This is a genomic window from Flavobacterium terrae, from assembly GCF_900142035.1.
Lineage (GTDB): Bacteria > Bacteroidota > Bacteroidia > Flavobacteriales > Flavobacteriaceae > Flavobacterium > Flavobacterium terrae.
This window is the reverse complement of the sequence record NZ_FQZI01000003.1, coordinates 406,809-431,482: the sequence shown is the minus strand read 5'-3', so window position 1 is coordinate 431,482 and position 24,674 is coordinate 406,809. Positions and strand designations below refer to the sequence as shown.

19 protein-coding genes are annotated in these 24,674 nt (G+C 32.0%); 16 read left to right on the top strand and 3 right to left on the bottom strand.

Annotation, left to right across the window (positions count from 1 at the left end; translation table 11 throughout):
• Positions 1-206: 206 nt before the first annotated feature.
• The 13 genes from BUC09_RS09930 (at position 207) to BUC09_RS09865 (ending at position 14,325) form a co-directional block, all read left to right on the top strand.
• On the top strand, positions 207-764 hold the full coding sequence (locus BUC09_RS09930) for a DUF6642 family protein (RefSeq protein ID WP_073311090.1): 558 nt from the start codon (positions 207-209) through the stop codon (positions 762-764).
• A gap of 563 nt (positions 765-1,327) precedes the next feature.
• Complete coding sequence (gene tssD / locus BUC09_RS09925; RefSeq protein ID WP_073310800.1) at positions 1,328-1,714, top strand: type VI secretion system tube protein TssD; 387 nt, start codon at positions 1,328-1,330, stop codon at positions 1,712-1,714.
• 126 nt (positions 1,715-1,840) lie between these two features.
• Positions 1,841-2,236, top strand: a complete 396-nt coding sequence (gene tssD / locus BUC09_RS09920) for a type VI secretion system tube protein TssD (RefSeq protein WP_073310798.1) — start codon at positions 1,841-1,843, stop codon at positions 2,234-2,236.
• Positions 2,237-2,308: 72 nt separating this feature from the next.
• Positions 2,309-4,141, top strand: coding sequence for a type VI secretion system Vgr family protein (locus tag BUC09_RS09915; protein ID WP_084127190.1), 1,833 nt, complete (start codon positions 2,309-2,311; stop codon positions 4,139-4,141).
• 3 nt (positions 4,142-4,144) lie between these two features.
• Positions 4,145-5,833 carry a T6SS phospholipase effector Tle1-like catalytic domain-containing protein gene (locus tag BUC09_RS09910; protein WP_073311089.1) on the top strand — a complete coding sequence of 563 codons (1,689 nt, stop codon included), beginning with the start codon at positions 4,145-4,147 and terminating at the stop codon, positions 5,831-5,833.
• Entirely contained in the window at positions 5,826-6,308 is a 483-nt protein-coding gene (locus BUC09_RS09905; RefSeq protein ID WP_073311086.1) for a hypothetical protein, read from the top strand. Before BUC09_RS09910 ends, BUC09_RS09905 begins: the two co-directional genes overlap by 8 nt.
• A 117-nt stretch (positions 6,309-6,425) precedes the next feature.
• Positions 6,426-7,442, top strand: coding sequence for a DUF2931 family protein (locus tag BUC09_RS09900; RefSeq protein ID WP_159432947.1), 1,017 nt, complete (start codon positions 6,426-6,428; stop codon positions 7,440-7,442).
• Between the two features lie 153 nt (positions 7,443-7,595).
• Positions 7,596-8,360, top strand: a complete 765-nt coding sequence (locus BUC09_RS09895; RefSeq protein ID WP_073311082.1) for a hypothetical protein — start codon at positions 7,596-7,598, stop codon at positions 8,358-8,360.
• A gap of 31 nt (positions 8,361-8,391) precedes the next feature.
• Positions 8,392-8,883 carry a DUF4280 domain-containing protein gene (locus tag BUC09_RS09890; protein ID WP_073311080.1) on the top strand — a complete coding sequence of 164 codons (492 nt, stop codon included), beginning with the start codon at positions 8,392-8,394 and terminating at the stop codon, positions 8,881-8,883.
• On the top strand, positions 8,883-11,666 hold the full coding sequence (locus tag BUC09_RS09885; RefSeq protein WP_073311078.1) for a C40 family peptidase: 2,784 nt from the start codon (positions 8,883-8,885) through the stop codon (positions 11,664-11,666). The genes BUC09_RS09890 and BUC09_RS09885 overlap by 1 nt, the downstream gene beginning before the upstream one ends.
• A 61-nt stretch (positions 11,667-11,727) precedes the next feature.
• A complete protein-coding gene (locus tag BUC09_RS09880) occupies positions 11,728-12,846 on the top strand; it encodes a hypothetical protein (protein ID WP_143161905.1) in 1,119 nt (372 codons plus the stop codon).
• A 57-nt stretch (positions 12,847-12,903) separates the two neighbouring features.
• Positions 12,904-13,722: a hypothetical protein gene (locus BUC09_RS09875; RefSeq protein ID WP_073311074.1), complete on the top strand. Its 819-nt coding sequence runs from the start codon at positions 12,904-12,906 to the stop codon at positions 13,720-13,722.
• A gap of 297 nt (positions 13,723-14,019) precedes the next feature.
• Positions 14,020-14,325, top strand: coding sequence for a hypothetical protein (locus tag BUC09_RS09865; RefSeq protein WP_073311070.1), 306 nt, complete (start codon positions 14,020-14,022; stop codon positions 14,323-14,325).
• Positions 14,326-14,382: 57 nt separating this feature from the next.
• Here the strand turns inward: BUC09_RS09865 and BUC09_RS09860 are convergent, their stop codons facing one another.
• Positions 14,383-15,072: a Bax inhibitor-1/YccA family protein gene (locus BUC09_RS09860; RefSeq protein WP_073311068.1), complete on the bottom strand. Its 690-nt coding sequence runs from the start codon at positions 15,070-15,072 to the stop codon at positions 14,383-14,385.
• Between the two features lie 351 nt (positions 15,073-15,423).
• Here BUC09_RS09860 and BUC09_RS09855 point away from each other — a divergent pair, with 351 nt between their 5' ends.
• Both BUC09_RS09855 and BUC09_RS09850 read left to right on the top strand, forming a co-directional pair.
• Positions 15,424-16,770, top strand: a complete 1,347-nt coding sequence (locus BUC09_RS09855) for a phosphatidylserine decarboxylase family protein (RefSeq protein WP_200778485.1) — start codon at positions 15,424-15,426, stop codon at positions 16,768-16,770.
• A gap of 45 nt (positions 16,771-16,815) precedes the next feature.
• Positions 16,816-18,456 carry a dipeptidase gene (locus BUC09_RS09850; protein ID WP_234972542.1) on the top strand — a complete coding sequence of 547 codons (1,641 nt, stop codon included), beginning with the start codon at positions 16,816-16,818 and terminating at the stop codon, positions 18,454-18,456.
• Positions 18,457-18,511: 55 nt separating this feature from the next.
• Here the strand turns inward: BUC09_RS09850 and mnmE are convergent, their stop codons facing one another.
• Positions 18,512-19,921, bottom strand: a complete 1,410-nt coding sequence (gene mnmE / locus BUC09_RS09845) for a tRNA uridine-5-carboxymethylaminomethyl(34) synthesis GTPase MnmE (RefSeq protein WP_073311064.1) — start codon at positions 19,919-19,921, stop codon at positions 18,512-18,514.
• A gap of 154 nt (positions 19,922-20,075) precedes the next feature.
• Between mnmE and BUC09_RS09840 the strand changes: the two genes are divergently transcribed.
• Positions 20,076-20,936, top strand: a complete 861-nt coding sequence (locus BUC09_RS09840) for a hypothetical protein (RefSeq protein ID WP_317041198.1) — start codon at positions 20,076-20,078, stop codon at positions 20,934-20,936.
• Here BUC09_RS09840 and BUC09_RS09835 read toward each other — a convergent pair.
• On the bottom strand, positions 20,933-24,664 hold the full coding sequence (locus BUC09_RS09835) for a metallophosphoesterase (RefSeq protein WP_073311062.1): 3,732 nt from the start codon (positions 24,662-24,664) through the stop codon (positions 20,933-20,935). The genes BUC09_RS09840 and BUC09_RS09835 overlap by 4 nt on opposite strands.
• Between the last annotated feature and the right edge of the window lie 10 nt (positions 24,665-24,674).

The window sequence follows — 24,674 nt, the reverse complement described above, 5'->3', positions numbered from 1 at the left end:
TTAGTTTGTAAGCTTACTTTGCAAAGATGTAATGAAGTAGAATTATTTTTATTAGGACTATTCCTATAAATAAATAAGAAAAACACTTTGATTTTATACCCAATTTATGGGAGATAAATTTTTTAATAATGCCTTTAATTGGTTACTTTTAGCAAAAAATGAAGATTTATTCTTTGTGATTATAGTCTAAAGTATATTAACTGTTTATGTCTTTAAATAAATATATCTATTGTTTAGAATCTGTCCCTGATGCTACTGTGCTACACAAAAGTGTTATTGTACCTGCGCTTGAGACTTTAGCATTGGGCTACGGAATTACTAATGTGTATAATACGTGTGATAGTATTGAAAGCTTTGAAGAAAGTATAGGAACACTCGTTTATGAAGACAAACATTATAAGGATTATGCTTTTATCTATTTAGTATTTGAAGGTCGTGATAACGAATTGAAAATTGACAATTACTACTATAGCTTTGAAGAGATTGCCGAGTTATTTGAGGGAAAGCTTAAGGGAAAAATTATTCATTTTGCGAACACCTTTCAATTGGATTTAGAAGATGAAACGTTTCAATACTTTCTAGATGTTACTGGTGCCAAAGCTATTTCGGGTTATGGTAATCCTGCACCTATATTAAGTACTGTTTTAGACAATTTGTACTTTGCGCTTAGCGAAGAGTATGATGAAAATGTGGATCTTGTTGAGGTTTTATTTGAAAAGCAATATGCTCTTTGTAGGGCCATGGGTTTTAGAATGTATTACTAAAAATAAATCCTATAATACCTTTTATCATTGTTTTTATATAAACAAACGACTTACTTAATTTCTTTTTTTTAAATCACATCTATTACTTTTTACCAAGCCATTTTTACTTATAAGTTATGGGTTATGAATTATGAATTATGAGTTATGAATTATGAGTTATGAATTATGAGTTATGGGTTACCAATATTTGAATATCTTAAAGATTTGAAGCATTTGATGAGTTGTAAAAACTCTGTAAAAACAATGCTTTAAAATTAATTTTATTAAAAAGTAAGAAAAAATCTACATAATATTTTTTTATTTGAAATATAATTCTTACAATTGTAGTGATATTTATGATCTGATTGGTATATTATTTATTTCACATTAAATTCAAGTACAGATGAATAGGATTGCAGGACTTCTCACTTTAGGGTAACCGATAATCTTTCGGTTATTTAATTTTCAGGAAAAAAATAGTATTTCAAAAATCGTGATTTAACCATCATTAGTGTCAAGGCATTGTTGTATGCTTTGCGGAATTGTATTGTCTTTATTTATTAATTATTTAAATATTTTTTATTATGTCATTTAAAGCAAGATTAAGCGTTGGGGGAAAAGAATTCAACGTATTGAATGTAAACTATGGTTTATTTCAAGAAACAGATGCAACAGGTCGTCCATCCACAGTAACAAGAGGTGGTAAAATTGAATTAACAATCGAAGGCACAGGCTCAACAGAGTTATTCGAGTGGATGACAAACAGTTTTGAGCGTAAAGATGGAAGCGTTAAATTCTTCAAAAGAGATAGCGATGCTACCTTAAAAGAATTAAAATTCACTGAAGGTTACTTAGTAAAACACAGAGAAAACTTTGATTCTACAGGAGTAAATCCATTAACAGAATCGTTCACTATTTCAGCAAGAAAGATTGAAATGGGAACAGGAGTTTACGAAAACGAATGGGTATAATCTGTCAAGGGATTATAAATTAATAAGTTCTTATTTGTGATGTCGGAATACACTGGGATAAAGGCCCCAAACTTTATCCCGTTGTTTCGACAAATTTTATCAACAATCACCTAAATCGAAATTAGTATGTCTTTTTTAGCAAAATTGGAATTAGATGGGGAAACCTATAATGTATTAGAGTTTGACCTTCATATAACACAAGAAGTCGATCATAACGGTAAGCCTCAAACCATAGCTCAAGGAGGTAATATTAGATTAGTTGTTGAATCTACTAAGAGTGTCGATTTTATGAAGTGGATGATTAGCAGTACGCAGACAAAAAACGGTAAAATCACGTTTTTTAGACGCGATGCGATGTCAAAAATGAAAGAATTGAAATTTGAGAAAGCCTTTTGTATCAATTTTCATGAGAGCTTTCGTTCTAGCAATGAAGTACCTATGCAAATAGAGATCCTTCTATCAGCTAAAGATATAGATTTTAGTGGAGCGGTATTAAGAAAACCGTGGTCATTGGATTTATAATCACTCCAAAATTAGAAAAATACACGAGTCAAAATAGTTTTTGGCTTTACAATCATATAAAAACATAAGCCCATGAGTACCGTTAATAGCCTTATTAAAAAAGTTACTGATGCAATGGTTGACAAGGTTAGCATTCAAATAGGAAGCTTTTCGCAACCGGTTGTCTATTATAATTTAGTGATTAATCAGCAATTACTAGGACATCATTCTTTTAGTTTTACCTGGAGGATAGGAGATGTGGTAATGGATTTTAAGAGTCAGGCGGATTTCATTAAAAAATATATGGGAGCCAAAGTGGTTATCACGCTTAAGGATGCTGCTCGTGGGGAGAATGTTTACTTTAAGGGCATTATTTCTGAGATGGAAGTCTTGGATAATGATGGCGCTTCAAAAGGGTTCCAAATAGTTGGAAAAAGCCCTACTATACTATTGGATGAAATCAAACAAAGTCAAACCCATTTCTCAAGTATGCTCAATGAAATTGTGCATAAAATAGATGAGAGCATAGTAAAAGGAGTTTTGACAGGTATGGACATTAATCCAAAGTGCCAAACCGTATTGCCTTATATAGTGCAATACAACGAAACCGATTTTCAGTTTTTAAAACGTCTAGCTGTTCAATATGGCGAATGGATGTTTTACGATGGAGATTATTTACGATTTGGAGAATTAAAAACCTCAAAAGCGGCATTAGAAAACGGTGTAAACTTACACCACTTCAAAGTGACTAGTCGTTTACAATCTCAAAAAGTTTCTTATAAAGGCTATGATTATAACATAGCTTCAGAGATTAGTTCTCAAAATTTAGAACCTCAAAACAATACCCAAAGTTATATTTCTCAAAATGCACAACAAGCCTCGAGTAGTGTGTTTGACAGGAGTAATATCAATCATTCCTTTGCCAGTAATGCAAATGATTCACAAGATATCAAAAGAATACAAGAGCTAAACCAACAAGCCATCGAAGCCAATGTGCTTACCTACTCAGGACTGAGTAAAATTCCATTGCAAATAGGAGGTATGTTTAGTGTGAGTAAAGATGGCATATCAGGAGATTTTATAGCAACAGGGGTCCAACATTATTCTAAAGGATTTGGACATTACGAGTGTCAGTTTGAATCTATACCAAGAGATGTTAAAGTGCCACCATACACGAATCCATTAGTATATCCAAAAGCAGAAACTCAAGGTGCCGTAGTAACCGATAACAATGATCCACAAGGTATGGGAAGGGTTAGAGTACAATTCTTTTGGGGACACGAAAGCGATTGGACTCGACTGGTAACACCACATGCAGGCTCGGGCAAAGGATTTTATTTTATTCCCGAGATTGGAGAAGAAGTCTTTGTTTCCTTTGAAGGCGGCAATCCAGAAAAGCCATTCATCATAGGAACCCAATACAACGGACAAGAAATCTCAGGATACAACACTGCAGGAAACGACCAGAAAGTCATCCATACCCGTTCAGGTACCAAGATGATTTTTAACGATGCACAAGGAAGCATCTTCATCGAAGACCCAAGCGGCAACACTTGGCTTATGGATGGACAAGGAAATATTAGCGTGAATGCGCCTAATGATATAAGTATAACGGCTGGTAAAAATATGAGAATTGATGCGGGACAAAATATATCTATCTCTGCCGGAAATGATATAACAGAAACAGCTGGATCTAATAAAAATTTAATAGCAGGTGCGTTTCATAATGTTTCAGTAGGTAAAAACTATTTAATTAACGTGATGGGTAGCTTATTAGAAATAGTTAAAGGAAATAGAGAGTCCGAAACGTCAGAACGAACTGAAATTGCCAAATCGGCTCAACTGAGTACTACTGAGAAAAGTATTGTGGTGAATGCATCTCAAAAAGTAGTGAAAAAAAGCGGAGAGAAATCTAATTCATACTAAACTATGAGTATCACAAGAATTGTAGAAGGAGATTTGATTAACACGTCTACCGCCATGAATTTGACGGCAAATTCAGGTAATTATGAGTTTCAAACTCCAATGAAAAATCAATGGAAGGGCGAAGGTGAAGGTGTGGTCGAGTCTGATTATGAGGCTTCTAATAAAGAGGATACTTTGTCAAATTCCATCAATGTGAATTTGAACCTCTTCTTTGATGGTACTCAAAATAATAAAACGAATACTGAAGCAAGAAATACTAGTTCAAGTAATCATCAAGCCTATATCAAAAAAGGGAATAAAAATGATGATAGTTTTGAAAATGACTATACGAATGTTGCTAGAGGTTTTGATGCAATTGATTCAGATGCTGAAAATCAGATTGCTGTATATATCGAAGGTATTGGAACCGAAAATTTAAAAGGAGATACTACATTTCCTGGGGTAGCATTGGGTCAAGGTGACACAGGGGTTCCTGCAAAAGTTACTAAAGGCTGTATGGATGCGGTAAAGCAAATGGAACGAAAGGGATATCAGTCTAAAGAGATTGATATACTTCATGTAAATGTTTATGGATTTAGCCGTGGAGCAGCCGCAGCAAGACATTTTGTTTATGTTGCCAGTAAAATGGCCAATTACCTTTTAATGCAAAGAGTAGGAGATAAGAAGTTTAAATATCAAGTTTATCCAGATTATGCTTTTAATGATAGATCTTATACCTTTTATCTAACTCTAGAAAATACTGAATTTATAGATAAGTATGGTTATTTTGGAGCTTGTTTGTTGAATTCAGGTATGAAAATCAAGGAAATAAGGTTCAATTTTGTAGGGGTTTATGATACAGTTGCTTCTTTTGGAGTATATCATGGCAATGATGTGAGTGATCTTAAATTAGATAGTATTCAAAAAGCTAGATATGTATTTCATTTAGCATCAGATGATGAATATAGAGAAAATTTTGATTTATCAGATATTAATTCAGCTGGTTTGAGAGGTTTGGAATTAACATTACCTGGAGTTCACTCTGATATAGGGGGTTCTTATCTTGATAATATTAAAGAAATTTCTGTGATTGACAATATTCAAATACCAGATACTCCTGAACATAGAGAAATGGCTACAAATAACAAAAGCAAAGAGTTTGATAAATTTAAAGCCTATGTTGTAGATGAAGGTTGGTTTAAAGACCCTCAAATTAATAAACAATTCTTTTACGAAAAAGAGTTTGATCCTTCGACGAGTTGGTATGAAAATCAATTTAATTATGGGCTTGTTGGTAAAAGAATGCTTTATAATAAGTATGATAAGATTCCTTTAAAATTGATGACAGATCAGTCCAAAAGTTTTGACGTAGTTTACAAAGAATCTTCTTTAAAAAAATACGAAATAAAAGACAATTTTATAAACAGTGTTTATAGCCAAATTTTAGGTTATTTCAATGCTTGCGCTTCGATACGAAACAAGTATGTTGGGACATACAACAAAAGCAAAAAAGATTTCGAAATTTTTTCAAGAGTTTGCATTGAAGACATTAAAAAGGAACATTACACAAACTATATTAATGAAGCTGATTTAAAAAAATTGAGGAATGAGTATCTGCATTGGTCAGTAAAGAGTAATCTGTTTGGATTATCAGCAAGAGATGAGGGTGCTTTACCTCAAAATAAACGTAAAAGAGAAATACATCATGGATAAAATATTTAAAATTATTTTAATTCTTTTCCCTTCGATTGTTATGTTTTCTCAAAGCTCAAAAGCAAACTTAAATGAGATGTATAATTCTTTTTTAAAAACAGATCCTAAAAAAGAAAATAGAGAAGGAGTTGATTTTTTAGTAAAGCAATATTATATTTTAGAAAAAATCGAAAAAGATGGTTCAGCTTTTCTAAAAACAAATGCTGATTCTGAAATTCAAAATTTAGAATCTGATGCCTATTTATTTTGGGAGAACGTTATGAATTTTGAAAAGGTCTTTCCTGAATTAGAAAATAATATTAAAAAAGAGAAATTAGACGCTTTTTTATATCTAATTGGCCAACTTAAGGAGAATTATGAAGTTTTTACAAGATTTTTTAACAATACAGACAAAAGAAATGAATACTTTGATGAGTTTAAGCTAAAAAAGGATTCGTTAAAAGATTTACTAATCAAATTATTAAAAGATTTTTAAGTTTTAGACTTATAAACTTTGAAATAATATAATGAGCAATTTAAATACAATATGTTTAGCTATTTAAGAAGATTATTTATTTTAATTGTTCTATCACAATTTAATTTGCATTGTCAAATGAAAGCTAATTTACCAGAATTCAATACTGAAATTTGTCATCCTAACAACAATTATGAAGTAACACCAGTTATGGATTATATAACCACACTAGAAGGAACTCCTGCAAGTTTACCATATGGAAGTACTAGTGGGCAATGGGGATCTTCAGGTAAAATGTGGACTAAACAAAAAGGTACACCTATAGGTTTTGGAATTACTTATTATTCTTATTATGAAAATAAGTATTATGAGATACAACAAGACCTTGAACATGATTATATGAAAGAGATGACAACAAGATGTTATCCTATTTCTGATAAAGGTGAAGGAGCCCTTAACGAGTTTATTACTTTGCAAGATTATAATAATAGTTATGAAGAGTATAGAAATACGTATAGTCCTTTTAGTACTTTGGTTTTTGGTTTTGCTCCAAAAGGAATGGTAGTAGTTTGGATATGCTACGCCAATATTTCTATTGAAGTTGGACGCTATACGGCTCATGAGTTAAATGATGAAAAGAAAATTAAAGAATGTGAAGCTAAATTGTTAAGCACATACCGAATAGAACCTGAAACTCACAAAGAATTAATTGAATCAATGAGTATTCCTAAAGCTTCACCACAGCCATGGGAAAACTATAGAATCAAGTATGATTGGAGTTTTAATGTGACCTCAACTAATCATAATTTCAGATTTCTTGCTCTAGACAATGATTCGTATAATGGAGAATTTGAATCTTTATATAGGCCTTTTGTTTCAAATCCTGAAGTTAAAAAGAGAGCTATTCCTGAGATTTTAAATATTTACTGGGAAACTGGAAAAAATGAGCGTTACATCAGCCGAATTTTTTTCAACTGGGATAAAACCAATGAAAAGCTTAAAGCTTCAGGAATTCAAGACAATTTTTTTAATATTAAAATTAAAGAGGATAACAGTGAACTCAGTATTGATTTAAATGGTAAACCAATAGAAGTAGATAGTATTCGTATTTATCCCAATAGTCATTTACGATTTAGGGATTCCTATCAAGATTAATAAAAGTATAAAAATAATCTTCTCTATTTTTTACTCAACTTATTTTAGTTGATACTCTTTGACTAATAATTACAGAAACATAAGAAAAATACTATTGTGTATTTTTTGTAAAATATAAGAATTGTATTACATTGGCCTATTCAAAAATTAGCTATGAATTTATCGTTTTCATCAGATAAAAAAGTTTCAGAAAATCCTCTTGTAGGGAAAAAAGTTTTTGAAGTAATTCACAAACAATATGTTAGTGGTTTGTTGAACAAATCGTTACAATATGAAATGGAAGTGATATTATTAGGTCATGTAACGGCATTGATTAAAGGTTACGAAATTGATCGTAAAAATCTGTTGATAGATAATGAAGAACCTACTGGGGTTTTTGATAGTTTGGCCTTAGCGTGTGGTAATGCACTCTATCCAGTTCGATTTTCTATAGATGAAAAAGGAGATGTTGTTCAAGTTTATGAATATCCTAGATTAATTGAGCGATGGGAAGCGATTAAAAACCAATTGCTTAATTATTATGAAGGTGATATGGCAGTGAATTATATACAATGCAACGATAGGAATTTAAAGAATATCGAGTCATTGAAGAAATTATTCAAAAACCAGTTGTTTCACTATTTCTTTTTTAATCCAATAGATAAAAGACAAATCGAACAGAAAGGTTCTGCTATTTGGAAAACAGCCCCTTTTATGGATTTTGATGGCGATATATTGATGAATATTGTGCCAGAAAATAGTAACGCTGGAGATTTAATGTTGCAATCTGACTCACCATTTATTAAGATTAAAGCCCAGTATACGTTTGATGAAAAAAATAAGAGCATCGATTCTTGTAAAGCGTCTATTGTTCAGGATAATGATACAACCATTGAATTGTCTTTCATAACAAAACAAGCAGAAGTATCACAAAATTAATGGTAATAATGTTTAATTTTTAGTAAGAGCCATGTCAGAAAAGCATCTAGTTTGTCAAGGGGCGATTTGCCAATGTAAATTTGGAAATACACCCGATAAGTTGAAAGTTAAAACCCAAAAAAAGACTTTTATCAATGATCCTGAAGGGAGCGAAAAGCTAATGGCAACCAATAAAGATATTGGTCAAACATTTGAGAAAAACACTTTTGGTCCTTGTAAACAACAACCCATACCAGGAGGATACAAAACCTGCCAAGCTCAAGTAACGCAATGGACTGGTTTTTATGAAAAAATTACACTTGATGAAAATGGTGGAAAGGCACTTATGGAGTCGAGTAAAGCAACTTGTCCTATAGGCGGTCCAGATTGTATAACAATCACAGATCATGGACAAAAAGCAAAACCGAGCCAGCAACAAGCTAGAAAAGCAGATCCCGTAGCTACTAATCAGTTGAACCCAGCTGTAGATACAGAGCAATACCAGACAGAGCAGGAACAAGAACAAACTAATCACGCAGAATAATGAATACAAAGTACAACGACTTTAAGACATATACTGTAAGTGGAAACGAAACAGTGCAAGATATTTGCTTGGCAAATAATATTTCTGAAAGTGATTTAGTTCAAGCTAATCCTCATATTTCACTTGCATCCTATGGAGGCTCTCTATTTAGCTCTCAAAAATATAAATTAGATATTAAACCAGGTGATGTGCTAAATATTCCTTTTTATAATGAAGAAAAAGATAAAAAAGGAGTAAAGATTATTAAAGGGAAAAGTACAGTTAAAGTTGGAGTATGGGAAGATTATGAAGTTACTGATTGGTACGAAGGAACACCAGAGGAAGACAGAAACGAAGAAAAAGTAAAGTGGGATTTGTATTACATGCAAAATGGTACAAAACCAGAACTTATTCTTCAAAAAGAGGAAGGTAAAATTCGTTTTCAAGATAAAGCAGTAGGAAACAAATATAAAGTGGTTGCTTATCTTGATGAACCCAATTTAAATGATGGTAGTGCTTTATTAATAGAGGTTGAAGCTTCAGAAAAAAAGGAAATTCTAAGCATTAAAATTAGCGATAGCAACAATAAACCTATTAATGGTCCATTAGCTTACGGCGAAAAAATCAACGTTCATGTTACTACAACGGGTATGAAGGGTGAATACATCTACATAACCCTTTGGGAAGATGATGCTAATGGAGAAGGACATGATGAAGCCAACAAATACAACCAAGTAGGTGTTAAGGAGAAGGCTTTAGTTGGTGAAAAAGGAGTAGCCCATGCGATATTTACGTTAAATCCTGATTTTAAAAAAATTGCAAATGCTCATTTGTCTAAGGGAGACTCAAATGAAGGAAAAACACATGAATATTATGCCATAGCTCATGCTTCGGGCGATTCAAAAGCAAGTGCAAACTTTAACATACGAAATCCAGACTACAAAGAAAAGCGAAAAGAAGAAATTCAAGATCATTTAAAAGGGAGTAAACCCAAACCATCTGCACCAGATTATAAAGGGCCTGTTAAGAAAGAAGAACCTAAGCCTACTCAATCCAGTCAAGTAGGAATAAGTGCTATTTACATTGCAAATGATAAAGGTGCTAAATTAACTAAAAGTACTTTCGGGAATAACATTAGAGTTTATATAGCTTCAAAGGGGCTGAAAAATAAAAAGGTTCGATTGTGGTTGTATGAAAAGGATACATTTGATCCTAATGACGAATTGTATTCTAAAGATATTGTTATTACCTCAGATTTATGTTACGAAAACATAAAGCTTACAAAAGCAATGCAAAACAAAGGAAATGAATACGAGATAGGAGAAGGTAGTTCTCAAGAATTATTTGCTCGGGCAAAAGTAATGAATGTACCTTCACATATTTTTAGTAAAAGTTTGCAAGCAGATATTTCCTCAATAGTTGTTGATGTAGCTGAGAGTACTACTGTGGCAAAAGTGGCTGATTCTAAAACTACTAAGAAAGAATCTACAAACGTATGTTTTTGTAAACAAGAAGAAAATCAATTTTATTGGAGTGATAGACTTACTTGTGATCAAAGGAAAAAAGTTTTGGAAGTTTGTGCATCTATTTGGGGTGAAAGTAAAAAGAAAGAAAAAGCGAGTGAATTAATGTCTGTAATGCATTTAGAAACTGCGAATAGTTTTAGCCCATCTTCTGACAATGGTGCTGGTTATTCTGGATTAATTCAGTTTAGTGATGGAGCAGCAAAATCTATTGGTACGACAAGGTCACAATTAAAAAAAATGACATTTATAGAACAAATGGATTATGTTAAAAAGTACTTGGAAAAGAAAAAAGGTCAATTGAATACAATGACTGATTTATATTTAATGGTACTCAAACCCAATGCTGTAGGACAAGGTAATAATTCAGGATATGTTTTGTTTGATGAAAGTATTTCAGTACCTGATGGAGATGGAAGTAAAACAAGTACTGAACAAAGGAAAAAAAATATACAAGTAGAACCTTGGGTTACAAAATATGGCTATGCTTCAAATCCTAGTTTTATGACTGAGCCAGATGAAAAAACTAAAAGAAAAAAATGGGTATATACCCGACAAGCATATGAACAAAGAGCTGGTTTTGTTAATGGTAAAACTACAGTTGGCGAAGTTGCAAAAGTTTTAAAAAATGAACATTATAATAAAGGAAAAGGAAATATTTTTCGTGGTGAATGTAAAAATGTAAAAGAAGAGAAAAAACAACAAAAAGGAAGAGCTCCTTGGGTTGATGTCGCTTTTGAGGAATTTGAAACTTATAAAGGATTAACAGAGAAAGAAAGTCCTTTAAAAGAAAGGATATCTGAATATTTTAAACTGTCAGGTAGCCCTAGTCTAAAATACACAGATGCATGGTGTGCTACTTTTATTTTTTGGTGTTTTCAAAACACAAAAGATTATAAAGATACAAATGTAAAAGGTAATGTGGGGGCTTTTGATTGGGCTGAAAAGGACAATTCTAAGATAAAAGGAAATAAGTCAAAAGATGGATGGATTAACGGTGAAAAATCTGAGGTTTTTGTTGGAGCAATAATCGTTTTTTCTTTTTCTCATGTAGCAATAATTGTGGGTGAGAACTCAGCTGGAGATAAGTATGTATATTTAGGTGGGAATCAAGGTTCAAAAGTAACTGGTGGGCAAAAAATATGTTTAGGTACTGTATCTAAAACTAGTAAAGATATCTTTGCAATTATGAAACCTTCAAATTATAAACCAAAAGATGAAGAAAAAAAATTACCTAAATATGATGTTGATTCTGAAAACTCAAATTCTAGTTCTAGATAAAATAAATTATATGAAAAGTATTTTTTTTAAAAGTATTACTCTTTTGATATTGTTATCAAATATGAGTTGCAAAAATGAAATCAATTCTAAAAATGAAAACATTGTCACTGAAAATGATAAAAATATGATAAGTGAAGTTCTAAAAAAACAATTAAAAGAGGGAGCAAATCAGTACATAAGCGAGGCTGGTGTAGAAATACCCAAAAAAGAGTTTGAAAGCATCGAATTAGATGCTGTTGTGCAAATAGTTAAGGAAAAATTGAATCTTAATGGCTATAGAGTAATATCTGAAGATGAATTCAAAAATAGAATAGAGAAAATTTTTAAAAGAATAATTGACTTTAATTCGCGAAATAAATATCTGTACATCAGTTTTTTAGATAAATGTAATAAAGAATTTTCAATGCTACCTTCTAATAAAATTGACTTTTATGGCACTTATATAATAAAAAACGAAAAATTTATAACTGATTTTTATTTTATTCCCGAGTTAGTTAATTATCAAAATGATTATCAAGAGGTTGCTAAAATTGAAAATAGTTTATCAAGTAAAATCAAGAATGAAAACGGAACTGAATGTTCGATTGAATTTTGGAAAGACATAAGTGATTTATCAAACCAACGTCAATCAAATATTCAAAAAATAATGAATCGCAATAAATTTTTATTTAATGATGACAAGGCAAGTCTTACCTGGTTAAAAACTAATGATGTAGAATTCTTAGAAATTTTAGTGAAAACTTTTGGGTATGTAGAAGATAAAGAACTCACAAAATTTGTTTTAGATAAAAATCTTAAAGATGATGAAGAGTTTGGTAAAGTTATTTGGACTAAAACATGTGATGGAAAACTTCATTTTAATGAAGAGATTGTCAAAATAATAAAAGATTCCCCCCAAAAATATATAGAACCTGTTGAAAATTATTTGAGATATTTATATAATAGTAATGATAGTGATTTAGCTTTTTCTCAAAAAGCTGAAATTATGGGAAAATTAGCTTATCATCTTACAAAAATTGTAGATAATCAATCTAATGATTATTATAATTTTTTCCCTTCCGTATCAAGTGAAGAATTTCAAAAAGAATTCGAAAGTAAAAATTATTACAATATTAAAGATTTTCAAAGTATTTATGAAGAAACTAAGACTGGTGGTGTAGCTTATCCAGGTATGGAATAAGTTTCTATAATCTTTGGATGTTTTAATAAAACATAAATTTTAAAGTAAATAATCTTAATGCAAAAAGGTATAATAATTACAATCCTATTATTCTCTTTAGTTAGTTGTAAAAAAGACATTGTAAATAATAAGGATTTTGTATTGGATTCATTACAAAATGGAAAAATGCATGCCAAGATTATTTTTGAAAATAAGGATTTAAATCAATCAATAACTTCTTTTACTATCGATTGTGGTTCAGGTTGTGCTATGACTTATAATGAAGTTTCTAGAAAGAAGAATAAAAATTCAGTTGAAATAAAATATAATGTTACACAGTATATTAATGAAAATCCTCAAGATGAATATTTCGAAACTTATGTTTTCGAAAATGACGGCAATGAATTACTAAAGAGTATTCATTTAAATTCCGATGCTCTGAATATTTTAAATGATGATGATTCACTATTAAAAAGCGAATTGTCGAAAGTAGGTATTGAACTATTCCCAAAAGGAATAGTAAATCAAAATACATCTAATAATTTAGAAGTTGTTACTGAAAAAGCTCCATATAATTTAATTTCTGTTCCTTTCGATTTAAAAAGCTACATAAAAAATCTGCCTAATGAAATTAAAAATAGTTATACACCAACATCAAAGTTAATTGATTATTTAGTATCAAAAGGATATGAGGGTGAAACCTATAAATGTTTCTTTTTAAATACAGATGATAAATCAAAGAAAATTATAGCCTCAATCGCAAGAGGAGATTCAGAATATTTTGTGTTGATAACAATTTTAGATAATAAGTTCTCATCATTCAATGAAATTGGAAGCATTGGTGAAGAAACAAAATATTTTAAAATAGACAATAATTACAAAGTTCTATCTTATTAGTATTGAATACTTCATGTTAATTTTATGATTGTTGAAAATTTAAAATCAATTGCTATAATTCTATTTGTATCTTTCCTTAGTTGTAAAGAAAATGAAATTGCAAAAATAAATACTGTTGGTACTGTGGAATCTAAAGATTCTATAGTTGAAGCATCTGCAACACCTGAAAATGAATGCCTATTAAAATCTACTCTAGCGTTACCATATTCTTAAAAAATAGACATTAACAAAATAAAATACAATACTACAGATTGTAAGTTTGAAGGAATTGATGAATTGCTTTGTGATAGCAGTACTTTGCGCTATATCGCTTTACCTAATTCTGAAAACAGAAAAGTTATTTTAGTTCCTGTAGATTGTGGTGATTTTAATTATAGATTTTACTTAGCAACAATTTTTGAAAACAAGCTTCTTGGTAAACTTTATGTAGAGGGAGAATGGCATGAATCTGGCGACGATTCTTATAAAGAAATAACAAGTTTTTCAATTGATGAAGATTATGTAATTACAGTGACAAAAAAGTCTTTAGAAAATGGGAAAAACACTGCAACAGAATCTATAAAGTATTCAATTGATTTTGATGGAAATTTTGTCAAACAATAAACAAAAAACCCTGATTAGAAACTAATCAGGGTTTTTTGTTTTTATTCAAGTTTTGGTTTAGTTTTTTCTACTCATTAGTATGCGTAGTATATACCAAAATAATAACATTACCGAAGCAAATAGACGTAAAGCTGCTCCTACATATTGTTCTGTATTATATTGCTCTTTTAGCTTATTTGTTTCATATAATATACTTGCTGAAGCTAAAACCACCATTCCTACAGAAAACCAAAGTCCTAGGTTGAATCCAAAAATGGCTCCACAAACAATTAGTCCTAGAGCGATAAATCCACCAACAGTGATAGCAGTTCTTAAGAAAGAAAAATCAGCTTTAGTGATAAAAACAACAGCTGTTAATCCCGAAAACATAAAAAGTGTAATTAAAGCAGCTTGTGATAAAATTTCTGTTCCAGCAGTTGCCATTGCAATGGTAATAAGAGGTAAGAAAACAATAGCTTGAAGTATTACATAAGCTCCTAAACCAAGGTATTGTTGTTGACGTGAAGGGTGAAATGTTAATCGTTCAGATAATGATGAACCTAACCACATTAAACCAATGATAAATAACCACATAAATTTATGTGCTACCATACCAATAATCCATTCAATAGGAAGGATATTTAATAGTAAAGTTTCAACTACAATAAAAGCTAAGATAGCTAAAGCTACATGTGAATACGTTTTTTTGTAAAACTGTGCTTTCTCTAAGTCATTGGCCTGCGCAACAATGATGTTTTCGTTTTCCATATTAATTTTTTTTAATTCTTGCTAAAATTAAAAAAAAGAAACTTCTTTTAAGCAGAAACCATAACAAGTTATCAAGAAAATTTCTTTGTTAATTCTGATTTTTTAAATGTAAAATCACGTAAATATACTGGTTTCCAATTTTGAATTTCTGACTAATATTGTTGAATAATTTTCAAAACTTTAATTTAAAATCAAACATATTATAAGAAAAATATTGTTAATTTATAACATTCAAAACTGTGAAAGTTTGAAGAATAAAAATTTAGATTATAACCATTCAGAATTTAATGTTTGGCGAAATCTGAAAAAACTTAGAAGTAGAAATAAACAAACAACTAAAAACTAAAAACAATGTTACCACAAAATTTTGTGCCATTCAATAGACAGAGTGGCTGGCTTCCAGAGCCCAATCGTGAATCTTTCAGAATGTTTTTTGAAATGATTTTAAAAACAGACCCCAAAGAACTTGCACCAAGTGTTCAAGCGCTTAAAGAATTAATTCAAGGGAATGATGTACTAACATATTTAGCTGATAATGCTTTTCAGCAAAATGATAATATTGTTCATGCTAATCAATCCACACAAGAAGCACCAATTCCAAGAATTCCTAATTTGGAAGTTTTATTGCATGGTTTCAATACAATTTTAAATTTACCGCCACAATATATCAACAATGACTTGGTGGGATTACCTTTCTCTGCATTTGTAGTGGGTATAGATGCAACGTTAGGAGGAAGTACTTTGTTCCGGCTTCCTATGTTTAACGAAAAAATGAAGGCTATTTTAGATGATTGGGCTAAGTTTTTAGTGACACCAGCTTCAGCAGCTGGATTTATGGTCGATGGTGAACAATGGTTATCTGATACAGCAAAAAAACAATATGATTTTCCTATTTGGAAAAAAGATTCTGAAACATTACCGTATTGGAAATCATGGGATTCATTTTTCACTCGTGAATTTTTAGATCCAAAAGCTTCACGCCCTGTTGCTGCTCCTGATAGTAATCAAGTAGTTATTTCGCCAAATGATGGTTCACTGTTTTGCTGGCAACCACAAGTAAAAAGAAAAGATGTGTTTTGGTTAAAAGGGATGCCGTATTCATTAGATGATATTTTAAGTTCATCAGATCCAGTGCAAAATGCTGTCATCGAAAAATATAAACTAAGAGAAATGTTTGAAGGCGGTTATGTATTTCAAACCTATCTTAATCCTTATAACTTTCACCGCTGGTGGGTTCCTGTAAATGGAAAAGTATTGTTTGATCCATTAGTTGTGCCAGGATGTTTCTTTAGCAAATTAGTATTACCAGATTATGGAGGAGCAACTACAGCTTCGACTCCATATTTATCTGAAGCTAATGCACGTGGAATTATTGTTTTTGAAACAGAAGATTACGGAAATGTTTGTTGTATTCCTTTAGGAATGAGTGAAGTTTCAACAGTTCAATTTGATGCTACAATGAAACAAGGAGCAATTGTAACAAAAGGCCAAGAAATGGGCATGTTCCATTATGGAGGTTCATCGTTTGTAGTAATTTATCAAAACTTACCAGACAAACAATTGGTTTTCATGAATGACAAAAACGAGTTATATCCACAACAACCACCACCACCAGGAAGTAGTGCAGGAGCGAGTAACTATCCTACTAATATTGCATCTCAAATAGGGCAGTGGTTTTGTAAATGTTCAGGTGAATAAGTTAAATTATTAATCAGATAAACGATACAATATATGTGTACCACTATGATTATTACCTGTGGAGCCACAAAAGATGGTTCTATGGTAGTTACACACTCTGATGATAACGAACTTTCAGATCAACGCTTTATTTATGTTCCAGCACAAGATCATTCAGAAGGGAGTGAAAGAGGAATTGTTAATGGCACAAATGATGGATATCCTCGTTTAGTTACTAAGGATCGAGGATCAGGTTATGATACTCCTGAATGGCCTGAAACACCACTTATTGGAAAAATTCCTCAAGTAGCGCATACCTATGCATATTTTGATGGAAGCTACGGAATCATGAACGAGCATAATTTAATGTTTGGTGAATGTACAAATGGAGCCAAGTTTATGCCTCAAAGTCCAGTAACGCAAGAGGTAGCGGAGAAAACCGGAAAGCATTGTCGTCTTTTTTACAGTGCCGAATTGTCTCGTATTGCTTTAGAACGCTGCAAACTGGCTCGTGAAGCGGTACAAGTTATGGGAGCACTTATCGATGAATACGGTTATTTCTCAACGGGTGAAACCTTATTAGTTGCCGATGAAAAAGAAGCTTGGGTTTTTGAAATGTGTGCTTTGCCTGATGAAGAATACCATTCGGCATGGATAGCACAACGAGTGCCAGATGGAACTATTTTTGTGGCTGCCAATGAATTTCGTATACGTGAGATAACTCCAAATTCTGAAGATCAAATTTTCTCTGATCGATTAATTCCAGGATTACAAAAACTGGGATGGGCTCCTAAAGAAGGTCCAATAGACTGGTTGGTTGCTATTAGCGAAGGAGAATACAATCATCCTTATTATTCATTGCGAAGAGTTTGGCGTGTATTTGACAGAGTAAATCCAGATTTAGGTTTAAGTCCTTGGGTAACCAATGGAGGTTATACTACAGATTATCCTTTTTCAATTGCACCAAAGGAAAAACTGGATGTGCAAGATATTTTTGCATTGTATCGTGACCATTACGAAGGCACCGAATTTGACATGACTAAAGGTATTGCCGCTGGACCTTATGGAGATCCGACACGTTTCTACGGAAGTTATGACGGTACAAGTTATGATATTGGAAATCATAAATTATATGGTGCTTGGGAACGACCTATTTCAGTATTTTATCAAGGATATACGTATGTGTTACAAACCCGACCAAATGCTCCAGAATTAACTAAAGGATTGTGTTGGTTTGGTCCAGATGTGTCGTATACAACTTGTTTTGTGCCTTTTCCATCTAAGGTAGCTCAGCTTCCTCAAACTTATCAAATTGGCGATCCGCAAAAATTTAGTCGTGATGCCGCTTGGTGGGCATTTGATTTTGTAAACAATTGGTCCAGATTAAATTTTCAAAGAATGTGTCAGGTAGACATTCAACCTTTGCAAAAGGAATTGGAAGAGGCTCAAATAAATCTTATTAAGGAATGGGATGGAATAAATTCAGTTGAAGAACTAACTAAATCGTGTGATGCTAATTCTCAAAGTATTGTAAGTAGATGGTGGGAATTAGCTGATAGATTGATTGCTAAATATTCTGATGGTTATATCAACTCAAAACCTTCTAAACCTCAAAATAGTTCCCCAGTTGGTATTGGTTATTCTTCTGATTGGCTTAAACTGACCAATTACAAAAATGGTCCAGTGAGTTACGATATGGAATTGTAATTTTTATTATTTATAATTGTAAAAACAAAAGATACTATCGAAGGTAGTATCTTTTTTATTTCCCAATACAGAAATTCGCAAAGATATTTCCTAATAACTCATCATTTGTTACTTCACCAGTAATTTCACCAAAGTAATACAAAGCTTGACGAATATCAATTGCCATTAAGTCAGAAGATAAGTTTTGTTGCATGCCCCATTGTACTTTTTGAATTTCTTCTAAAGCTTTAAGCAATGAATCGTAATGCCTTGTATTAGTAATAATGGTTTCATTGTTACGTAAAGCACCTGTATTCACAAACGATAATAAAGCATTTTTCAATTCCTCGATGCCTTCTTTGTTTTTAGCACTAATGAATAAGGAATGTTCAACTTGTGTTTCAAGTGCAGTAATCAAGTCAGCTGACATTAAATCTTTTTTGTTGAATAATACTAGTAAAGTTTTTTGAGGATATTTGTTTTTAATTCGCTCAATTTCAACTTTTAAATCTTCTATTTTTTCAATGGTTAATTGTGAACTATCCACTAGAAACAAAACGACTTGTGCCTGTTCAATTTTCTCGAATGTTTTTTGGATACCAATGCTTTCAACATAATCTTTAGTCTCACGAATACCTGCGGTATCAATAAATCTAAAGCCAATGCCGTTGATGACTAATTCATCTTCAATCGTATCACGTGTTGTTCCTGCTATATCAGAAACGATAGCACGTTCTTCGTTTAGTAAAGCATTCAATAAAGTAGATTTACCTACATTGGGTTCACCCACAATGGCTACTGGAATTCCGTTTTTAATTACATTCCCAACTGCAAAAGAGTCAATTAAACGTTTCAATACAAATTCAATTCTCTTCAATAAATCTACAAACTGACTTCTGTCTGCAAATTCAACATCTTCCTCTGCAAAGTCTAATTCTAATTCAATTAGTGATGCAAAATTTAGTAATTCTTCACGGAGTTTAGCTAATTCATTACTAAAACCACCGCGCATTTGTTGCATGGCGATTTGATGGCTTGCTTCATTATCTGAAGCAATTAAGTCGGCAACAGCTTCAGCTTGTGATAAATCCATTTTTCCATTCAAAAAAGAGCGTAGGGTGAATTCCCCAGCTTGCGCCATACGACAACCTTTACGAAGTAATAGTTGTATGATTTGTTGTTGGATAAACGTAGAACCGTGGCACGAAATTTCGACAGTATCTTCACCGGAGTAGGAGTTAGGTCCTTTAAACACAGCTACTAATACCTGATCTAAAGTTTTTTCTTGCCCTGAGTCTGTAGAAGGGTCAATAATATGACCTAAATGCAATGTGTGTGATTTTTGTTTCGTTAAGTCTTTATTTCGTACCGATTTAAAAACCTGACTAGCAATAGCAATAGCTTGTTTACCTGAAATTCTAATCACAGCAATAGCTCCTGCACCAGATGGAGTAGCTAAAGCAACAATTGTATCATTAGGAATCATATTATATTCAATTTTTTGCAAAGATAAGCATTTGCTGTTGGTTTAAAGCTCTGGTAAAAAGTTTACAATAAAAGTATTCTAATGCTTATAAAACTAGAGTAGTTATCAACTCATAAAGTATATATTTTCTAAATTAGCACTAAAAACCAAGACTATGTTTACAATGCGTTTTTGGGGTATTACTGCTTTAATTTTGGCTCAGTTTTCTTGTGAGAAAAAAAGTGATGTTACAGAAATAGGAAAGTTACCTAAATCTCTAAAAGAAATTTCGGGGATAGAGTGGGTAAATAACAAACTATGGACAATAGAAGACAGTGGTAATGAAAACGAATTAAATAGTATTGATTTAAATGGTGATATTACTAAAAGAATTACCATTAGTGATGCTACTAACATTGATTGGGAAGATTTAGCTTCAGACAAAGAAGGAAATATTTATATAGGAGATTTTGGTAACAATGACAATGAAAGAAAAGATTTATGTATTTATAAAATTAGTAAAGATTCACTAGGGAAGACGCAATGTAAAACAGTAGCGAAAACTACTTTTAATTATCCTGAGCAGAAAGAATTTCCTCCTAAAAAAACACAACAATGGTTTGATGTTGAAGCTTTTATTGTTTGCAAGGATCACTTTTATTTAATTACTAAAAACAGAAGTAAAAATTCTGATGGAAAAGCGTTGTTGTACAAAATTCCTAATCGAACAGGAAAGCAACCAGCTGAACAAATAGGTTCTTTTATTACTTGCTCCGAATTTAATACCTGTGCCATCACTGCAGCTTCGATAACTAAAGATGAGAAGAAAGTAGCATTGTTAAGTCACAGCAAAGTGTGGTTATTTGAAGATTTTAAGGAAGATCATTTCTTTGAAGGAAAAATAACTGAATTGAATTTAAATCATTATTCCCAGAAAGAAGCAATAACTTTTAAAGATAATTCGACATTATTAATTGCCGATGAAAAAGTAAAGAAATCGGGAGGAAAAATATATGAGTTCAAATTAAAGAATTAAAACCCAAAACCTAACCCGAAAGCAATTCTATTTCCATCAGATCCATTAAAGTAGGTAAGTCTAGCGGTTATGGTGTTAAGGCCGTTTAGCCATAAACCACCTCCAACAGATTGGTGCCATTTATTGGAATCTTCTCCATCAAGCCATACACGACCATAGTCGTATCCGCCCAAGATTCCGTACTGCATTGGTACAAGACTTTGACGTATTTTACCAAGTTTTAATCGTAAATCGGTACTCTGGAGGAAAGATTGTTTTCCTAAGAAACGCTCTGTTCGGTAACCTCTCAAATCGTAATCACCACCTATAGTTGCTCCTTGATAAAAGTCATAATTGTCATTTAAAACAGCTTTGGCTTTCAATAAGGTGCCCAATACCAGTTTTCCATTGGTAGTTATTTTATGACTAATTCCATAAATACCTTCTAGATAAGGAAAATTGCGGTTAGAGTCTGATAAATTGGTTTTCCAACTTGCTAAAACTGAAAAAGTCATTCCCATAGTTGGGTTTGAAACATTGTCATAATTTTCATAACTGTACTTGAAATTCATTCCAGCAAATTTTTGGTAATCGAAAACTTTTTTATTTACACTTCCAAGTTGATTTACGTATCTACCTGTGGTCTCTTCTACTTCAATGTTCTCAAAAGTAGGCTGAATTTGTATTGTGCTTCCGTTTTTTCCTCTTCTAATCAATGATGGGGCTACTTTTAGAATCTGAATTTTAACTCTATTATAATCCATTCCTAGGATATCGTCATTATTTTTGACCTCATTACCAAAACCAAAATAATTGATACTAAAGTTAGGAGTTGTGTATCTCGCATCCATCACAAAATCCCAGTAGCCAATTGCTTTTGTAAAAGTGCCTTTATAGAACAATTCAAAACCTTCGGTAGCAAAGTAGTAGTTTCCTTTAAACTGGTGTTTTTGCTGATACGGATTGTTTTTGAATCCGTATTTAGTATAATCAAGTGCCACTCCAAGTTTTACTCCATCATCTGGATTTGAACCTATAGAAGGCATAATCATCAAGGCATTAAATAATGGTCTTTTATAATAATAATCATTAAGTTCATAATCATTCGATAAAGCTACACAAGCTTTGCCTTTGTTTTCGATTGTATTTTCTTTCGATTTAAAGTCATGAATTTTTACACAACTTCCATCTTCAATACGATAGGTATCGTTGTTTTGTCCGCCAATTAATCGGATAAAAATAGAATTTGAAGTATTGCCTTTTACTTCAAAAACATCTTCATCGTCCAAACCATAAATCAATATTTCTTTGGTGTTCTTTTTATCATAGACTTTACTGAATTGAGTTACTTCTCCTTCTTTTTTTATTCGTATTATAGTTATTTCCGTTTTTCCATCAGGCATTCGAGTAACTACAAATTTGTCTTTTTTATCAGTACCTAAAAGAAGTATTCTTTTTTCTAATCTGTTTTGATATTTCAAAGCATAAGCTTCAAGATGTTGTTTTCTATACTTGAGTTTTTCTTTAATGTCAAGGGTTGTATTATCGTTATTGATTTCTTTGGGTAAATTGGCAAAAGCCATATCAATAGATTCGTCAGTAAGATTGCTTACAATGTAGTTCACTTGTTTTTTCCATACTTCAGGATCATTTTGTTTTATAAACTGTCTGTCTAGGGCATTAGCAGCAAAATTGAACCATTTTAAATTTGGGAATTCCTTTTTAAAAGATTTCATGTGTCGGGCTGCTGGAATATTGGTAAGTAGTTTTAAAAGATTTCCATCAATTTTGGCAAATGCTTGGTCACGGTCTCTAGGAATAGGTTTGTAAATCACTTTTTCTCCTTGCTTGTATTCTGCCCATCGCCACTGATCTACATGTCGATCCCAATCGCCAATTAGCATATCAAAAAGACGTGCTTTAATGTAGCTTTCTTCATCAACACTATATTTTTCATCTTTTCTCAAATTAGCCAATACATCTTCAGATCCCACAATAGCATCTGGTTTACCGAAGTTTTCTAAATCTTTATGTTCATCTGTTGGTCGTTCTTCTATCATGTATAATTCGTCTCCAAAAGTGTTATTGTATTGACTCAGTACTTTTTGTTTTGGAACATAAAACAATTTTGGATTAGTATGAAATACGCCAACTTTATCTGCTAAATCTCCAATGATGAATGGAGTATAAGGATGCGCCGTGGTGTAGTAATCAAAAATGAATTTTTCGGCTGTGGTGTTATTGAATTCGTTTTCGATATTTTGATCTCTAAAAGCAACGCTTTGGAGGAAGCGAGAAGCACTTTTTTTAAGAGCTCGCATAACATATTCTTTTCCATTTTTGTCTTTTAGCCTTAAAGAAAGAGATTGATGTCCTCCCCCTGAAATTTTTGGTTTAAGTCCGCCATATAAAGTGTCGAGCTTAGCAATAGGAGCTTCAACTGGAATGCCATAATAGTTGCGATAATGTTTTCCCCATAAGAAACGGTAAAAAGCATTTTTCTTTGTCAATTTTGTTGGGTATATAGGAGCTTGAGCTGTTTTATTAGCTAATCCTGTATAGACTAGCTCAGTTTCCTTTACTTCTTTAATGATTTCCTGATGAAATATTTCACGTTCCTGATTGTCTTCGGTACTGTAAAATGTTGTACCTACTTTACCGTTTTGTTTTATGTTGAGTACTGCATACCCATTACCACCAAAAGAAAAGTTTTTAGGATAAATGGCTCTTGCAGCTTCTCTTTTTGAAGCCGATCCACTTACAATTTGCTTGATACCTTCGTGTTCAATAAATTGTAAGTTATGTTCGTGTCCAGAAACTACTACAATGTTATTTCTATTCTGAATGATAGGTTTAATTCGGTTTACAAATGCTGCATATTGCTTGTTTTGTAAATCTTGCGGACTAATACCAGATGTTTTTCTTAATAGATTGATGAACGAACCAAGAATAGGTAAGGGGATGGGATGCTTTGATGGATAAATTTGTTTTTTTAGTGAAAATTGTCCGCCATGAGGTCCATTGGTTAACAAAGGATGATGAATGGCAATAACAATAGTTTTGTTCTGATTTTTGTTAACAAGACTTTCAAATTCTTCAAAGAATTTATCACGGGTTTTTATTTCACAATCATCATTAATGTAAGGCTGATTGTCCCAATTTTCTAAATACCACTGACTGTCAATAGTGATCAAAACAGCATCATCACTTAGGTTTATGCTTTCTATAGCACAACCTTTTCTAGGGAGGAATGATTTCTTTTCTTTTAAATATTCGGTAACAAAGTTTTCCTGTTCCTTAAGTCCTTTTAAACCGTGATACCAATCGTGATTTCCAGGAATGAAAATCGTTTTTCCTTTAAAGTTTTCCGTAATTTTTAGTTGGTTGGTAAGTTTGGTTTCAGAAGCTGATCTTTCAGGAGTGTTTTTCTCAGCAGGCATTCCTAAAGGATAAATATTATCTCCCAGAAATAGTAATGTTGAATTTTTGTCAGCTATGTCTAATTTTTGTTTTAAAATAGAAAGTGTTTGTTGCGTTTGTTCTTCATCTGCATTTCCAGCATCGCCTATCAAGTAAAGAGTATGACTGTTTTTAACAGTATCAAGCTCTTCTTCAACAATTTCATGATAAGTGTCTTTTCCTAATTGAATTTTGTGGGTAGCACAGGCAGATAAAAGTAATAAGAGTGATAAATAGCATAGAGGCTTATAATTTTGTTTGATTGATTCGTTTACCCAAAACAATTTCATAATTTAGTAG

What these genes read in the sequence shown, in the direction of transcription:
- BUC09_RS09850 (WP_234972542.1), top strand. Translation starts at nt 16,816, where the DNA reads ATGATTATTACCTGTGGAGCCACAAAAGATGGTTCTATGGTAGTTACA.
- BUC09_RS09895 (WP_073311082.1), top strand. Translation starts at nt 7,596, where the DNA reads ATGAATTTATCGTTTTCATCAGATAAAAAAGTTTCAGAAAATCCTCTT.
- BUC09_RS09885 (WP_073311078.1), top strand. Translation starts at nt 8,883, where the DNA reads ATGAATACAAAGTACAACGACTTTAAGACATATACTGTAAGTGGAAAC.
- tssD (WP_073310800.1), top strand. Translation starts at nt 1,328, where the DNA reads ATGTCATTTAAAGCAAGATTAAGCGTTGGGGGAAAAGAATTCAACGTA.
- BUC09_RS09835 (WP_073311062.1), bottom strand. Translation starts at nt 24,664, where the DNA reads ATGAAATTGTTTTGGGTAAACGAATCAATCAAACAAAATTATAAGCCT.
- BUC09_RS09905 (WP_073311086.1), top strand. Translation starts at nt 5,826, where the DNA reads ATGGATAAAATATTTAAAATTATTTTAATTCTTTTCCCTTCGATTGTT.
- BUC09_RS09915 (WP_084127190.1), top strand. Translation starts at nt 2,309, where the DNA reads ATGAGTACCGTTAATAGCCTTATTAAAAAAGTTACTGATGCAATGGTT.
- BUC09_RS09900 (WP_159432947.1), top strand. Translation starts at nt 6,426, where the DNA reads ATGAAAGCTAATTTACCAGAATTCAATACTGAAATTTGTCATCCTAAC.
- BUC09_RS09910 (WP_073311089.1), top strand. Translation starts at nt 4,145, where the DNA reads ATGAGTATCACAAGAATTGTAGAAGGAGATTTGATTAACACGTCTACC.
- BUC09_RS09840 (WP_317041198.1), top strand. Translation starts at nt 20,076, where the DNA reads ATGTTTACAATGCGTTTTTGGGGTATTACTGCTTTAATTTTGGCTCAG.
- BUC09_RS09890 (WP_073311080.1), top strand. Translation starts at nt 8,392, where the DNA reads ATGTCAGAAAAGCATCTAGTTTGTCAAGGGGCGATTTGCCAATGTAAA.
- BUC09_RS09855 (WP_200778485.1), top strand. Translation starts at nt 15,424, where the DNA reads ATGTTACCACAAAATTTTGTGCCATTCAATAGACAGAGTGGCTGGCTT.
- mnmE (WP_073311064.1), bottom strand. Translation starts at nt 19,921, where the DNA reads ATGATTCCTAATGATACAATTGTTGCTTTAGCTACTCCATCTGGTGCA.
- BUC09_RS09860 (WP_073311068.1), bottom strand. Translation starts at nt 15,072, where the DNA reads ATGGAAAACGAAAACATCATTGTTGCGCAGGCCAATGACTTAGAGAAA.
- BUC09_RS09930 (WP_073311090.1), top strand. Translation starts at nt 207, where the DNA reads ATGTCTTTAAATAAATATATCTATTGTTTAGAATCTGTCCCTGATGCT.
- BUC09_RS09875 (WP_073311074.1), top strand. Translation starts at nt 12,904, where the DNA reads ATGCAAAAAGGTATAATAATTACAATCCTATTATTCTCTTTAGTTAGT.
- BUC09_RS09880 (WP_143161905.1), top strand. Translation starts at nt 11,728, where the DNA reads ATGAGTTGCAAAAATGAAATCAATTCTAAAAATGAAAACATTGTCACT.
- tssD (WP_073310798.1), top strand. Translation starts at nt 1,841, where the DNA reads ATGTCTTTTTTAGCAAAATTGGAATTAGATGGGGAAACCTATAATGTA.